Below are 15537 nucleotides of genomic sequence, written 5' to 3'. Positions count from 1 at the left end.
GGCGTTTTACGTGCTTTACTCTACTTTTTTTCACCTGAAGAACCCCTAAAATTTCGCCAACGAAACGTTCAGCTTCCCAAAACTTCGGGCTTTTGTTAAACTTAAACTCCGCTTTATCCAAGTGCTTCTCGCGTCAAGCCCTCATAGGGCGCGTCTTCACAGATGCACCGCTTGAGGCGATTCACCTCGCGTCGGATGACTTGCCGCCACGTGAGGTATTGTTCGCCGATGCGCACTTGCTCCGTCATCTTCCCGATGATGCGCATCTCAATTTTTTGCACCGCTTCGTTACTAAAACGAATCCGCCCCGCGTCGGTTTTGAAATCTCGCGCCGTAATCTCGCGCTTGTTGAGCATGGCAAACAGTATCGGGTCGCCAAGTAGCGGCTTAAACACCTCCGCCACGTCCAAGTGCAAGCTCAAGCTCCGATAGTTTGGCTCGTGCAAAAACCCGATGCGCGGGTCCAACTCGGTCTTGTAAATCTCGCTGAGACACACATTGTAAATCCGCGTGTTCATGTAGGAGATAAAACTGTTGAGCTTGTCCGCAGGCGGCCGCTTGGAGCGCACGGTAAATTTAAAACTCCGCCCGTCAGTGATGATGCGGTTCCACTGCTCATAGTACGCCTTTTGAAACGCCCCCTCCGCAGCCAACACTCCGCCCAAATCCTGTGCTTTTTCCAACGCCTCCACATGCGCCCCCGCCTCAAAACCCGTCTCATAACGCTGGCAATTGTGTGCAGCATTCAAAAAGTGCGCCCGCGTAATCTCCCGCGCAATGTAGAGCCGCTTGATGGGCGTGTCAAACGTGCGCACTTGTTGAAGCAACACAAAACCGCTTTTATTCACGGAGTTCGATGAACTAGGGAAAAAATTACCCCGAAAACTCTGATACGGACTAAACACGTGCACAAGGACATTGTGTTGCGCCAAAAACGCCAACGTGTACGAATCCACATCCACTTTGCCTAGCACATAGAGCTCGTCTATGCCATTGATGGGCAAGATTTTCGTCCCCACCACTGCGCCATCCTCGTCGTAACGGTCAAAATAGAGGTTGTTATCCTGCCGACGCAACCGCCCAGGATTTAAGATAAAATGGCTTCGGTCTTGCTTTTGCATCGCGCCTCCTAGCTAAATAGCGGCCTGTTTTTGTCTTGGCCGATGACCAAGCGCTTAGTGTAGCGCTGGGATTCGAGCACGTAGATGACAATCGAATCAAGCTCATCCTCGCACGCCTTTTTGAGTTGCCCCTCCAACGCCTTAAACTCGCTAGGCCGAAGTTCCCCCTCGTACACCGAATACTGCACGCGCGGCAAGTACTTTTCCACCGCCTTGCGGATGCGACGGCTATTGTCTTTGTCCTTAAGCTCACGGTTTTGAATGTCATAAAACAAAATCACATACATGCCCCCTCCTTACCAACAATAAGTCCGATACGCACACTTACCGCACACATTCTGACGCACAGGTGGCGGTGGCGTGGGCGCGTTGATGAGCGCAGCGATAGCCTCTAGAGTGCGGGCCATGTGAGCCATAGTTTCGGGCGTATCTTCAACCAAAAGCGTCTGCTTTTTGCACACAACCTTACCTTGAACTTTTTTGAGCTTTAGGCCAGTTTTGAGCACATACATGTAAAAGAGCAGTTGCGCCTTGGCCGCAGCGGGGTTTTTGAGGGTTTTTTTGTACTCGGTGATGCAATAATGCCCCCGCTCTTTGGAGAGTTTGTCAAAATGCAAATGGGCAAAAGGAAACTCCTGCAAACGCGCCTCCTTAAGCTCCGCCAAGGTCTTCCCCATGAGCACATTCTCATCCTCTTGATCAGCGTGAATATGATGCCCATACAACCACGCCTCACGCACGCACGTCGCATAATAATTCACTAGCGTCCCCGTGATAAGCTCAGGGGTAAACATGGCGTTCCAAGCGCGATGTTTTGAGTGTCTTTTTGTCGCAAACGCCCAATAAACCCGCTACTATACCGCTCAATTTCTCCAAGGCACGTAATCTTTTTTTGCGCTTTGCTTTGAGCAATATGGATTTATGAACTGTTTTATTCAAAGCCATAATCCCAATACTCCCCATTCCACCCTTCTCTTGCATGGTATTGTCCTGATTCTTTGATTTTATAAAATTCACACACTTTCAGTTCAGTAAAATCAAGATAGCGCTTTGAGTCCATAAAAAGTGGCAATTGGCTTGCTTCACTGTCCCTCACATCAATAATAAAACGCGATATCTTTTTTTCAATCTGCTTAAGTTGAAGTTTTATGGTAAGTTTCTCTTCAAGAAAATCAGCCTCTTGATAGCTTTGCAAAAGCCTTTCTTTGCGCGTGCGGTATTCTTCCCACAACCCCTTACGCACCTCAATAAATACAGGAGAAAGGTTGGGTATCTTTTTCATAAAATGCTCATTAAAGATTTCAAATGCACTCTCAAATTCCAAAGATTCCATTCGCCTGAACAGCCCCGACTCTCCCGTGCGTTCTGAGGCAATATCAAAATAAATTCGAATGTGTTCTAAAATATCCACTTCAAGCAATGGTTTGTTTAAAATACATTGCTTCACTTCCTCTCTCAACATATCCTTGTCGTGGTAAGGAGACTTTCTACCCGGAATATCAAAAACAAATAAGCGGCATAGCCCCTTTAAATTTTCTCGATTGATGCGCCCTGCTGTTTGGATTATACTACCAAAAGGGGCGAACTCCCGAAAGCCTAAATCAAAATCTACATCAACTCCTGCTTCAACCATTTGTGTAGAAATCAATACAATTTTTTTGTATTTTAATTTTCTACGTATTTCACGAATCATGCATTTGCGGTGAAATGGGGTAAGATGTGTCGTGAGAAGATAAATATCTTCTTTGCAATACCCTTGCGCAACAAGCTCCAGCCTCACGCCATCATAAACAGATTTGGCAAATTTTTTCGTATTGACCACGCAAAGTACCGAATGATTTGGGGCGTATCGAACAACCCGTCGAACCAATTTTTCCTCGCTATCTATGGCATGGTTTAATGTGATTTTATAACGCCTATTCTGACTATAATATTCTTCTGGATTAAGCAGCTTGTCCGTCCAAAGTCTAGAATCTTCTTCACGCAAAACGCCTTTAATAGCTGGTATGGTTGCTGACATTAAAATAAAATGAATATTAAAGTTCTTGGCGAGATAAACAAAGATTTTAGTGATGTCTTTTAGCAAAAATCTAGGAATCGCTTGCACCTCGTCAAGAATCACAATACTATCCCGCAATACCCAAAATTTTGTCAAATCACGGTTTTTGTTTGAAAAAATTGCATAAAAGAGCTGATTAAATGTTGTCACAACGACACCATCAAATGCCCATGTAGAGGAAAGATAATCATTTTTTTGCAATTTTTGCTCTTCTTCACCGTTTACTTCATGAGGTTTTTGAGGTGTTAAATGGTGATATTTGAGCAAAGTCCTTCCATCAATCACTTTTGCATATTCACGATGTGTTTGTTCAATAATCGACGTAAAAGGAAGTGCTGTAATGATTTTATTTTTATTTTTCTCGCAAGCAATCGTTAGAGCCAACTGAAGTGCTGCAAAAGTTTTACCGATACCCGTAGGTGCCTCAAGCACAAAAATATATTTATCTTTGTGCTCTTGATAATTTGCAAGAATTTCGCGCTGTGCTCTTCCGCGGTCAATTTTGGAGCCTTTGCTCATTTTTTCCAAAATACCATCAAGTTTTTTAAGCGCCTCAGATGGATTAAAAACATCTTCTTTTCTGTAGGCTTCTTTAAAAATTGCTTCATATTTATCTGCAAAAACAAGTCTCGAAAAACGTTCTTTGACTAAAAAATACGTGTGAATGTTCATGAGTGGCGTAAAATCTTCAAAAGAAAAAAATGAATCTAAAAAATCTTCTTTATTATCTTCGAGCATAGATAGCCCACTACGCAATTTAATAGTTTCAATCCTTTGAGCATCTAAACGCGCAAATCCACCATGAAATAAATCATTCACCATCTTTTTAAAGTCTTCCAAATTAGCATGGTGCTTTAAAATAGTTAAAAAATTTGCCAACGTCTGTTCATCCATAGCATCTACAGTAAAGAAATAAAGATACGCCCCTTCGATAGCATGGGTTGTTTTCATGCGCGCGGGATGACTTGGGTCAATATAACACTGAAACTCCTTGCTTAATTTCCCAAGATCATGGAAGAGCGCGCACGTTTTATGGTAAACATCCTCAAAACTTTCAACGATATTGCCAACGTGACGAACATAAGCATAATCTGGATGTGAAAAATATTCGCTTGATATTTCAGATAAATTCACACCAAAACTCACCTAGGTCTGTTGATAGCTTGACAACAGAAACATCATTTTTCATCTTAAGTGGCTTATTGCTCACAACAATGTGGCGATAGTCACGATATTGACGTTCACCATAGCTACTACAAGCTAGCTTCATAGAACCATAGTGCTGATTGGGCTGAAAATCAATGCATTCAATCTGCGTTGTAAAAGAATCCACCCTATCACTTCTAAGCATCTCAACATTACATTCAAGCAAGGAAAAATTGGCAGCAAACTCGCTATTCCCCATATATAGAGGGAAAACACTGTAGTGATTCGCCATATGTTCCCGCAACTGCGCTTCGTGCTTAAAATTATCAACAGCAATAAGGTAGCTTGGGTTAATCAAAAGTTCGCGAAAAGTTGGCTTGGCTCCTTTTTTAAATCCCTCTTGATACAACTTAAGTAAGGTATTTTTTGCATTTTTATTTCGAAATTTTTGCATTTCATCTAGTTTTGTTGCAGCACTTTTAGTGTAGTCATTAATATAGTTTTGCACAAAACTCTGCTTTCGAATGGGCTGCAGCAAAACAACCGAATAGCCAAAATCAAAATACTCTTCATCAGAAAATATCTCTTCCGAGGTTTTACCCAAAACAGCCCCCATTGTACCGCCAATAGCTGTTTTGGGGGGCAGTGAGAAGGTAATGTTCTGGCTAATCCCAAGAGGATCCTTAAAGGCCCCAAAGCGAGACCAAAATCTAAAAACAATCATTGCCTTGCCTTAGCTTTGTGTAGCAAACGCCACATCATCAACAATCCGAACATTCTTAATTTCTTTGAGAATGTCAAGATATTCTTCCATGGTTACGTCATAAACTACCAACACTTCATCAATAAAAGACTCTGCCTGATTTATCGCACGAATAAGCTTTGAAAAATCAATATCAGCATCACCTTTTACGGCACTACGCACCATTTTGCTCTCAGCGGTCTTTAAAGAAAGCAGCTCATCAAGCAAGCCAATAAAATATTTGCTCTCTTCTTTATATTTAATGCGAATTAGCAAGCGTGGTTTTTGTCCCATTTTGCTACGCGTATTTAGAAACTTTGTACCATACCAAAGTGAATTAAGCATATGCGCAACATCTTCTTCCGTAGTTTGGCACTGCAAGGCATTATTAGCATTAACGGTACCGTACATAGCAAAAAGCGCGTAGGGCAAGTAGTTGTCTACACGAAAAGTTTTTTTAAACTTAACATCATCCTCTTCCTTGTTTGGCTTGGTGGCAAAAGCACCTGTACCGGCCTTAAGAACTGTTTCAGTCTCATTAAGGGATTTGGTCCAACTAAATTGCACCGCCCCTACAAGCTGTAGTCCGCTCTTGGGCGCGACTCCTCCAAAAAGTCGATTATCGATGCAACTTAAAAAAACTTCTTTTTCTGCTTTGCCTTTATTCCCTTCGCGCGCCTTAAGCAAATCAAACATTCGCTCTGCCGTCACAGTCTCTTCGTTATCGTGAGCAAGAATCACTTCATTATTAATAAAAATTTCCTCACCCATATTTTTGCGATACTGAAGGTCATCGCGAATCGTACGCTTAATGCGAACATCACTAACAATGGCCCTTTCATCCACCTCATCAAAACGCGGTGCATTGTCCGCTGCCATGTCACCATTAGGGTTACACATGCTAGCATCCCATAAAAATAAAATCTCTTGATTAGTCACAGCATTACTCATCTTTTACTCCTTTGGTTGTTTCGTTTTGATCTTGGTATGTTTTATAGTCGTCAAACCCACAAATGAAGGCATAACTAATTTTAGCGTTAGAAACACCGCGCACCGCACCATAAGGAGTGCTGTGAGCAAGCTTTCGCACTGCGGAGTCATCACGAATTTTAAGCTTAAGTTTTTGCTCAAACTCAAATGCTTTTTCAAAAATTCGATCGAGGTTTTTTGCATTAATTAATTGATTAGACAACCATTGCTTAAACGTTGTATTTCCTTTGCTGACTTCAGATTTAAAAGAACTCTGAATAACTGCTCTAGCATATGCTCCAACATAATACGCACGGGCAATAATAGCTGTTGAAAAAAACGCCACCTCTTCTTCTTTTTTTCTTTTCAACAAAAATGACTCAAATCCCATACTACCTCCTTAATTTGTTATGACGCTTCAAAAAGTCTAATACCTTTTGCTCCTTTAGAGCATACCACTCGCTATGCTCTATCCACTCTTTTGTTCCCTTGTCTGTAATCCGTTTTTTTCCTTTATAATCATACTCACGATGATGCATGAAATACTCATACAACGCCTCATAAGAAATTGCTATTGGCTCTAACAAAAGTTTGGCTAGCCTGATGCGCTCCTGATAAACCGTATTAATATGTTTCTTCTTGCTATCATGCGACTGAAGCGTCAGTCTTAATTCATCGCGATTAAAATAATCTTGCAAATAAAGCACTCTAGGATCCAATCCTTTGAGCGCCACCTTGTCGCTGATTTTTGACTCATCCATGTCGCGACTGACCCCAGCTATAGTGCTAGGTAAAATTTCTTCGATGCTTCCTTGAATGCTAAATGATTTATCAGTGGGACTAAATGTAATAAAAAAGATATCGAGCGTCAAGGCTACATGCTTCTGAATTGCCTTAGTTTCTATATTAAATGTCTCAACCATCCCAGTATTAAGTTGCGCTTGAATCTCTTTAAGTCTATGCTCCTCATTCTCCCTATCCGCCGAGAATAAAGACTTAACAGGCTTCTTATTTTTTTGTTTCTTAAGCCCTTCTAGTGTTTTTTTAATTTTATCTTCCGCCTCTTTAAGCACATCAATTTTTTTACGCTCATTTTCTTTGCTTTCCTTAAGAAGCATTAATACATTACGTAGTTCTTCTCTACTCTCAATCACTAAAGAGGGGATAATAATATACTGCAACCCATTGTAGCGGTAGAGTAAATTTTCATAAACAAATTGCCATCCAAATCGAATAGCCTTCGCACTTTCTTGGGAAAGAGGTAAATGCTTAGGCATGCGATGCTTTAAGCTATCGTGATAGTTATCCATCGTAAAAATTTTGATATTAGGGTTAAAACCAATCTGCCCGCACTCCTTGCCCGTCATGGCATCCAGCCCCACTTCGAGAATATTATGAGGTGTGCAAGGATTGTGATAATAATATTCCCAAATCTCTGGCATTAGCTCATAAATCGTCTTGCCTTGATAGGTAACAATCATAAAGTAATCGGCTTTTTCAAAAAAAGAAAGTTTTTCAAGAAGCCCTTCATCGTCAAATGCTAAAGCCATATTTTGAAGCATTTGAGCATGTTTTTCGCTGACATAAGTTGAGACATTATTTAACGTATTGACAAGTAGTTTATATTTTCCCTTGAATTTACCTTTCTCATGCTTGCACGGAGTATCTTTTTCAAAGAAAATATTTGGATAGAGATAGTAAATCCCCTCCCCAGAACCACCTGTTTTTTGAGTATAAAAACATCGTTCTGATGCAATAGCATGTTGCCTTATCGCGTATTGAAATTTTTCATCAAAATCTATTACAATAAAATTTGCATCTTTTTCATGGCGTAACCGCACCATAGACGACACGTCTTTTTCTGTCAATGCACTACCGATGCAATACAGCTTATACGCTAAGCTCACTTTTGCTCCTTTTTGTTACCTGTTTTCTTATACAAAAAAGATAGTTTTTCAACGACCTCCATCTGTCCGCCCTTCATAAAATCTTGCGGAACAAACACTTCACTAATCTTTGCCATTTCAAAACTCATCCAGCCTATAGCCTCAAGAATATTTTGACGCATCAACAGTGAATCATATTTCACAATAGGCTCATAATGAAAAATTCGATTGCGAAATTTCCGCACATTATCGATATGTGTTCCCACTTGTTTAATTGCCTGATCAACAAAAAGACTGTTTGGCGCAAGAGGAAAAACTTCATGAAAAATCTTTCGCCACATATGTTGATAAGATGGATGATTCGCAAGCATTAATTCTACCCAAAAGCCAAAATTTAATTCCGCAACAATTTTTCCATCAGAGATCCTTCCAGCTTGCTGCGTCAACGTGTGATTTACACCGCAAAGCATTTTCCAACACTTGCTCGAATGAAACTCTTTTTTAGAAAAATAACGATTTCGCACATCTGTCTCGTGAAGATAAAAAAGTGGTATTGAAGATTGAGTGCAAGCATTGTATATATGATTACGAAGTGTAACTTCTAAATTTTGCAATAAAAGATAAAACTGTTGCGCAAGTAGTGCATTCCATAAATATGCACCTACATCAACGCGCCAATCATCCCCCTGACGATATGTCAATAGTCTCTCGCGGGAGATGGCATTTTGTATTTGGCTAGCAGTATTTTGATGCCCCATAAAAATCCTTTACTTTACCTTTATTGCATGCTATAATACGCTCGATAAGCCCCGTGGTTCACCCGAAGTTTAGTAGGGATTGCCTCTCCCGCTTTATGCGGTGACGATGCCCGGGGCATTGATTTTCTCACTTTCCCGCCACTTCCAAAAACCCGACCCCAGCGTTCATGCACCCACTCCCCACACCCGTATCTAACATCACATTGATGAGTTCAGGCGTTGCTTCTATTTCCCAACGTGCGGGCCAAGCCTTGATGGGGCTTTGATTGTTCCCGTAGTAAAAATGGCGCGGCTTGTCCAGCTGCTGCCATTTTAACGCCATCTCAAACGGCCCCTCGTACGCCTTACATGTAAGAGCCTCAAACCGCTCTAACGCGTTGCGTTTTAGCATTTCTAAGTGTCTGCTATCTTGCGGTTCGAGGTAGATTTTATGCCCCAAAAGCCCCTGAACTGCGCATGCAACGCACCCTTTTAACTGCACCTTTGGAGCCTCTACGCGGTGCTCCTCCACTGCCACACTGGTGTCCACAAGGTGAATCTCACCTAGCTTCAGCCCCTCTCTTAGAACCGCTAGCGCTACTTTTTCTTCCAACGCTCGCTCATGCGCACGAAAACGAATCTCAAGCACGCCTTGGCGCAAACTAAAATCAAAATTCATCCGCTTAAACACTTTGCCACTTGCATGTTTTAACCCTTCGTGCTCACGCGGGGGGACATGGTGGTAAATATAACTTTGGATGAGTCTTGAAAGGGCCTTAGCCACAGGAAGATTAGAGGTAGGGATACGAGAATGGATGCGTAACATAATACTCCTTTGAAACAAAGCTTACCGCTTTTAGACTAAAAAGATATTAAATATTTCAAAATGAAAACTTCCCAAATCATGCTACAATCCCACCCATGAAATCTTCCCTTCCCCATGCCCTTCATCACGCCTTGCACGCATGGTACGCCACCCACGGGCGGCATGATTTGCCGTGGCGCCATACGCGCAATCCCTACAAGATTTACCTTAGTGAAACCATGCTCCAACAAACCCAAGTGGCCACCGTTTTGGCGCGTTTTTACGACCCGTTTTTAGCGCGTTTTCCTAGCCTCTCTTCCCTAGCAAACGCACCTCTTGAAGCCGTTCTTGAGCAGTGGCAGGGGCTTGGGTATTACACTAGAGCGCGCAACCTGCACGCCTGTGCTCTTACATGTAAAGGGGTTTTGCCAAGCTCCTCCGAGGCACTCCAAGCTTTGCCAGGCATCGGTAAAACCACAGCCCATGCTATTTTATGTTTTGCTTACAGGCAGCCTTTTCCCATCCTAGAAGCCAATGTCAAACGCATCCTCGCCCGCCTAAATGCCCTTGAAACCCCCAATGACAAGACACTTTGGGAGCACGCGTGGGCACTCCTTGACCACCAAAATCCATTTGACTACAACCAAGCATTGATGGACCTTGGCGCACTGGTCTGCACCGCCAAAAACCCTTCTTGCGCCACCTGTCCGCTTTCCTTTACATGTAAGGGCATCCACGCGCCCACGCGCTTTCCCGCGCCAAAAACCAAAAAAACCATCCCCCATCACCACCGTTTCGCCCTTGTTTTGCGCCAAGGCGACACCCTTGGACTCACCCAACACACGGAGCGTTTTTTGCACGGATTGTGGGCTTTTCCCCAGTCTGACACCCCTCCGCAAGGCCACCACTTAGGCGTCGTGACACACACCTACAGCCACTTCAAACTCACCCTAGACGTCTTTACATGTAAGGCGCCCACAGAAGGCATAACATGGTTTTCCAAGGAAGCCCTTGCCTCCTTGCCGCTCTCTTCCCTTGAGCGCAAAATTCTCACTTTGGCAGGTTTTTAATCAGCCTTTTAGGGCCTTTCGTGGTACAATCTTCCCATGAAAACCTTAATTTTTTCCGATATGGACGGCACCTTATTAGACCATGAAACCTACGATTTTTCTCCCGCGTTATCGCTGATTTTGACCTTACAAACCCAGCGCATTCCCCTCATTCTCACCACCAGCAAAACCAAAGCCGAAGTGCTCTGGTGGCAAGAAAAATTTGGCCTCCACGCGCCTTTCATCTGCGAAAATGGCTCGGCCATCTACGTTCCCGAGGGCTATGACGCGCTCACCCTTCCCACTTACCCCGCCAAAGACGGATGGCATTGCATTGTGCTAGGCAAACCCTACCCTTTCATCTGTGCCTACCTTTCTACCGTCACAAACAAATACGGCATTCGCGACTTTAGCGCCATGGACATCGCCGCTATCGCACGCCACACAGGGCTAGATGAAACACAAGCGCGGCTTGCTAAAGCGCGCGAATTTAGCGAACCTTTTTTGATGGAAGAGCCAGATTTGGTGGCGGTTTTACGCGAAGAAGCACGGCTTTATGGCCTCTCCATCATTGAAGGCGGGCGCTTTTTCCACTGTTTGGGCCATGGCGCAGACAAAGGCGCGGCCTTGCAATTGCTCACAGCCCTATACCGTCGCCACGGCCACGAAGTGCGCACCATCGCCCTAGGCGATAGCCCCAACGACCTCCCCATGCTGCGCGTCGCCCACACCCCCATCCTCATCCCTAACCCTTCGCGCGCACCCTTTTTGTGCGAAAACTGTACCCCCTTGCACGCGCCTCACGCTGGCCCCTTGGGTTGGACAAGCGCACTCAGGGAAGTTTTATGCCTTTAGCCCACGACGCCCACGCCATATTTGGGGCGAGTTTAAATGCTATTTTGCCTGCCAACACCCTGCCTGAAACCCTTTTTTTAGAAAATAATGCCTTACATGTAAAGGACGGGCGTTACCCGCTAAAACCCACTGGGCGGCTCTTTTGTTTTGGTTCAGGTAAGGCCGCCCACACCATGGCCCAAGCGCTTTATGGGGTGTTGGGCCCCCGCTTGCACGGCGGACTCATCGTTTCACCAAGCGGCGGGGAGCCCATCGGCCCCATAGAACACTACAAAGGCACCCATCCCATCCCCGATGCCCACAGCCTCGCTTCTGGCCAAGCTTTGCTTGATGCCATGAGTGCCTTGGGCGAAGAGGATTTTTACCTTTACCTTCTCTCCGGAGGCAGTTCGGCGTTGGTTGAAGCGTTGCATGAGGGCATAAGCTTGGAGGATTTGCAAGCAACCACCCACGTTTTACTCTCTCACAACCTGCCCATCACCATCATCAATGCGGTGCGTAAGCGCCTTTCGCGCATCAAAGGCGGAGGGCTTAGCGGGAGTTGTCCCGCCCAAGGGGTCGTACTTGTAATCTCTGACGTAATTGGCGATGACCTAGGCACCATCGGCTCCGCACCGCTCATGGCGTGCGAATCCGATGTACCCGTACTCCCCGAAGCCATCCTAAACGCCTTGCCCTCATCCGTGCAAGCGTGTCTTGCAACACCTTTGGCGCCAAAGCATACCGCGACGCCGCCCCACCACCTCATCGCCACCAATCACCTCGCCCTTGAAGCGGCGGCGGCCAAAGCCCTAAGCCTTGGCTACACGCCACGCATCGTAAGCGAAAGCCTTGAAGGATTAGCCCAAGAGGTTGCCGCGCGCATTTACGCGGACATCACCGCAGCCCCCTCTAAAACCTGCTTGCTTTATGGGGGTGAGCCTACGGTGACCCTCACAGGCGATGGACAAGGGGGTAGAAACCAACAGGTGGTGCTTTACTTTTTAACCCACCTCACCCCAGACGCACCCGTCGCCTTGCTAAGTGGCGGTACCGATGGAGTGGATGGCAACAGCCCTGCTGCGGGTGCTTTTGGGGACAATAGCGTGCGCTCACGTGCCCAGCAACGTGGCCTAGACATGCACGCACATCTCCTTACATGTAACGCTTATGCGTTCTTTGAACAAACCCAAAGTGCCCTCATTACCGGCCCCACAGGCACCAATGTCATGGACATTCTCATCGCCCTCAAGGAGTAAACAATGGCAGATTTTTACCAAAACGGCACCATCACCACCTTGCAAAAACTTGGAGGTCGCTCCCTTGCCTCCCTCGAGGAAGAGTTGAACCACTTCGCCAAGTACCATGGTATGGTTCTTTTGTTGCCCGCCTTGTACAGCGAATTTAGCACGCCGGCCATGGAAACCATCTTGGAAGAGTTGCGGCATGTGACCTACTTGAAAAAAATCATCCTAGGGCTTGATTGTGCCAATGCCGCGCAATTTGCCGATGTGAAAGCGCGCATGGCACACCTGAGCGTCCCTGTGGATGTGGTGTGGAACGATGGCCCGCGCGTTCAAGCCCTCTATGCAACCCTTAAACGCGAGGGGTTTCACGGCCTTGACATCCCCGGAAAAGGGCGTAACGTGTGGACCATGATAGGCTATGGCATGACCGACAAAGACAATTACGCCTTTGCGTTGCACGATTGCGACATTGTAAATTATTCCCGCGAAGTGGTCGCCAGACTCTTTTACCCCATCATCCACCCCGCACTGGATTTGGAGTTCAACAAAGGCTACTACGCCAGAGTCACAGACCGCCTTCATGGGCGCGCCACACGGCTTTTTCTGACACCCTTTCTTGCTTCCATTGAAAAAACCCTAGGCCCGCACAATTATTTGGAATACCTCAAAAGCTTTCGCTACATCCTCTCGGGAGAATTTGCCTTCATCCGCTCCCTTGCGCGAGGTATTCGCATCTCACCCACGTGGGGGCTAGAAGTGGCAACGCTAAGCGAAGTCTTTGACAACACCTCCTCCAAGCGCATTTGCCAAAGTGAAATCATGGAAACCTATGAGCACAAACACCAAGCCCTAGGCACCAAAGAAAGCGGCGATGGCGTTGTCAAAATGGCCAATGAAATCGCTCAAGTCATTTTTAGAACCCTTGCCCAAAAAGGGATGGTTTTTACCGAGGCGACCTTTCAAACCATCATCGCGGCGTATTTTCTCGAATCCCGCAATACCATCTTAAAATACAACGCCCTCTCCAAACTCAACGGCCTCACCTACGTGCGCGAAGAAGAGATTAGCGCAGTGGAAGCCTTTGAACACTCCCTCAAAGAGGCGGCACGTGTTTTTTTAAAAGACCCCATGGGCATTCCCATGCTTTCAGCCTGGATTACGGTGCGCTCGGTTTTGCCTGATTTTTCTGAGCAATTTGCAGAAGCCGTGCATGCAGACAACGCAGAATAACCTCGCCTCCATCCACACGCGTCTTTTGCGGCTGTACGGCAAAGAAGACTCCGCCCACGCGCTTCTTGCTTGGAAAAAATGCATAGAACACTACCGCGCACGCATCACGCCGCACCCCCACACGCCCAGCCACCGTGATTGCATTTTGATTTGCTATGGCGATAGCGTGAGCGCCCCAGATGAAGCCCCTTTAGCAAGCCTAAAAGGCTTTATGGATGCCCACTTGCGGCCCTTGTTTCAAGCAGTGCATTTGTTGCCCTTTTTTCCCTACTCTTCTGATGATGGATTTTCCATCATCGACTACACCGCCGTCTCGCCGCGCATGGGAACGTGGGAAGACATCAGCGCCCTGCAAGAGCATTTTCATTTGATGGTCGATGGAGTCATTAACCACATTTCACGGCACTCTTCTTGGTTTCAAGGCTACCTTGCGGATGCGGAAGAGTTTAAGGATTTTTTCATCGCCTTGCCGCCTGAAACAGACCTTAGCCACGTAGTACGCCCGCGCACCTCGCCCTTGCTCACCCCCTTTGTGGACCACGCCGGCAAAACCCGCCACATTTGGACCACCTTTAGTGCCGACCAAGTGGACTTAAATTTCGCCTCATGGCGGGTGCTTTTGGCTGTTTTAGATGCGTTATTGTTTTATGTGGAAAAGGGAGCTACCCTCATTCGCCTTGATGCCATCGCCTTTGTGTGGAAACAACTGGGTACCTCTTGTGTGCATTTGCCTCAAACCCACGAGGTGATTCAATTTTTACGCGAATCCATCCACTGCGTCGACCCCCACGTACGCATCATCACCGAGACCAACGTGCCCCACACCGAAAATATCTCTTACTTTGGCAGCGGGGAAGACGAAGCCCAAATGGTCTACAACTTTGCCCTCCCGCCCCTCATCGCCCACGCCATCTTAACCCAACATGCCCACGCCTTGCAGTTTTGGGCGCATGGATTAAAACTCCCTAACGATAAGGTCTGTTTTTTTAACTTCACAGCTAGCCATGATGGCATCGGTTTGCGCCCTGTGCAAGAGATTCTAACCCACGAAGAAATCACCCAACTCCTCCTTACATGTAAAGCCCACGGCGGAGAAGTTTCTTACCGAGAACAAGAAGGAAAAGAGGAGCCGTATGAGCTGAACTGCACCTATTTTGACCTCCTTTGCTCGCCCGAACTTCCCATGAAAACGCGCATTGAGCGGTTTTTGCTCTCCCAAGCCATCATGCTAGCAATGCCTGGCATCCCAGGGGTTTACTTTAGTTCGTTATTTGGCGTGGAAAATTACCACGATGGGTTCAAGCACACGGGCATTGCGCGTACCCTCAACCGCGAAAAATTTAACCGCGACCACCTCCAAAGCCTCATAGAAAACCAAAGTAGCAAGGAATCCGAGGTTTTTAAAACCTACCAAACCCTCTTGCAGCTGCGACGTCAAGAGGTAGCATTTCACCCTTTTGGGGACTTTACATGTATGCCCTTACACCCCCAAGTTTTTGCTATCAAACGCCATTTTGGCAACGAAACCCTTTTAGCGCTACACAACCTTAGCCTAGACGCTGTGCAGTTTGAATTGCCTCCTGAATTTTCCCACGCCAAAGAGCTTTTACAAAACCGCATCCTCCACGGCGCACTCAGCACCCTAGCCCCCAGCCAAATCGCTTGGCTTAAACGCGCTTAACCCAAAATGCGCTAGAATGCGCTAAATCAAC

15 protein-coding genes are annotated in these 15537 nt (G+C 45.9%); 5 read left to right on the top strand and 10 right to left on the bottom strand.

All coding sequences use genetic code 11. The features are described 5' to 3' along the window. Nucleotides 1–113: 113 nt before the first annotated feature. The 10 genes from cas1 to AC5SLM_RS12505 all read right to left on the bottom strand — a co-directional run bounded on the left by cas1 (nt 114) and on the right by AC5SLM_RS12505 (nt 9486). Nucleotides 114–1121 (bottom strand): CRISPR-associated endonuclease Cas1, encoded by a 1008-nt coding sequence (gene cas1, locus AC5SLM_RS12550; RefSeq protein ID WP_495251308.1) that lies wholly within the window; start codon nt 1119–1121, stop codon nt 114–116. Nucleotides 1122–1129: 8 nt separating this feature from the next. Further along, nucleotides 1130–1408, bottom strand: a complete 279-nt coding sequence (gene cas2 / locus AC5SLM_RS12545) for a CRISPR-associated endonuclease Cas2 (protein WP_495251307.1) — start codon at nt 1406–1408, stop codon at nt 1130–1132. 9 nt (nt 1409–1417) lie between these two features. Then, entirely contained in the window at nt 1418–1915 is a 498-nt protein-coding gene (locus AC5SLM_RS12540; RefSeq protein WP_495251306.1) for a CRISPR-associated protein Cas4, read from the bottom strand. Between the two features lie 137 nt (nt 1916–2052). After that, nucleotides 2053–4314 (bottom strand): CRISPR-associated helicase Cas3', encoded by a 2262-nt coding sequence (gene cas3, locus AC5SLM_RS12535; RefSeq protein ID WP_495251305.1) that lies wholly within the window; start codon nt 4312–4314, stop codon nt 2053–2055. After that, complete coding sequence (locus tag AC5SLM_RS12530) at nt 4301–5050, bottom strand: CRISPR-associated protein Cas5 (protein ID WP_495251304.1); 750 nt, start codon at nt 5048–5050, stop codon at nt 4301–4303. The genes cas3 and AC5SLM_RS12530 overlap by 14 nt, the downstream gene beginning before the upstream one ends. A gap of 9 nt (nt 5051–5059) precedes the next feature. Further along, nucleotides 5060–6019 carry a type I-B CRISPR-associated protein Cas7/Csh2 gene (gene cas7b / locus AC5SLM_RS12525; protein ID WP_495251303.1) on the bottom strand — a complete coding sequence of 320 codons (960 nt, stop codon included), beginning with the start codon at nt 6017–6019 and terminating at the stop codon, nt 5060–5062. Next, complete coding sequence (locus tag AC5SLM_RS12520; RefSeq protein ID WP_495251302.1) at nt 6012–6428, bottom strand: hypothetical protein; 417 nt, start codon at nt 6426–6428, stop codon at nt 6012–6014. Before AC5SLM_RS12520 ends, cas7b begins: the two co-directional genes overlap by 8 nt. A gap of 1 nt (nt 6429) precedes the next feature. Then, nucleotides 6430–7944: a hypothetical protein gene (locus AC5SLM_RS12515; protein ID WP_495251301.1), complete on the bottom strand. Its 1515-nt coding sequence runs from the start codon at nt 7942–7944 to the stop codon at nt 6430–6432. Next, a complete protein-coding gene (locus AC5SLM_RS12510; protein ID WP_495251300.1) occupies nt 7941–8681 on the bottom strand; it encodes a hypothetical protein in 741 nt (246 codons plus the stop codon). Before AC5SLM_RS12510 ends, AC5SLM_RS12515 begins: the two co-directional genes overlap by 4 nt. Before the next feature lie 127 nt (nt 8682–8808). Then, complete coding sequence (locus AC5SLM_RS12505; RefSeq protein ID WP_495251299.1) at nt 8809–9486, bottom strand: CRISPR-associated endoribonuclease Cas6; 678 nt, start codon at nt 9484–9486, stop codon at nt 8809–8811. Between the two features lie 95 nt (nt 9487–9581). Here AC5SLM_RS12505 and AC5SLM_RS12500 point away from each other — a divergent pair, with 95 nt between their 5' ends. The 5 genes from AC5SLM_RS12500 to AC5SLM_RS12480 are packed head-to-tail and all read left to right on the top strand — an operon-like array spanning nt 9582 to nt 15506. Next, a complete protein-coding gene (locus AC5SLM_RS12500) occupies nt 9582–10535 on the top strand; it encodes an A/G-specific adenine glycosylase (RefSeq protein ID WP_495251298.1) in 954 nt (317 codons plus the stop codon). A gap of 36 nt (nt 10536–10571) precedes the next feature. Beyond that, nucleotides 10572–11369, top strand: coding sequence for an HAD-IIB family hydrolase (locus tag AC5SLM_RS12495; protein ID WP_495251297.1), 798 nt, complete (start codon nt 10572–10574; stop codon nt 11367–11369). Further along, nucleotides 11360–12607 carry a glycerate kinase type-2 family protein gene (locus tag AC5SLM_RS12490; protein WP_495251296.1) on the top strand — a complete coding sequence of 416 codons (1248 nt, stop codon included), beginning with the start codon at nt 11360–11362 and terminating at the stop codon, nt 12605–12607. Before AC5SLM_RS12495 ends, AC5SLM_RS12490 begins: the two co-directional genes overlap by 10 nt. Nucleotides 12608–12610: 3 nt before the next feature. Then, nucleotides 12611–13825: a glycosyltransferase family protein gene (locus AC5SLM_RS12485; RefSeq protein ID WP_495251295.1), complete on the top strand. Its 1215-nt coding sequence runs from the start codon at nt 12611–12613 to the stop codon at nt 13823–13825. Continuing rightward, complete coding sequence (locus AC5SLM_RS12480) at nt 13806–15506, top strand: alpha-amylase family glycosyl hydrolase (RefSeq protein WP_495251294.1); 1701 nt, start codon at nt 13806–13808, stop codon at nt 15504–15506. The genes AC5SLM_RS12485 and AC5SLM_RS12480 overlap by 20 nt, the downstream gene beginning before the upstream one ends. The last annotated feature ends 31 nt before the right edge of the window (nt 15507–15537 follow it).

The sequence above is a fragment of the Sulfurospirillum sp. HTRB-L1 genome, assembly GCF_059415125.1.
The sequence above is the reverse complement of the archived record's forward strand: the minus strand, read 5'-3'. Positions and strand labels throughout refer to the sequence as shown.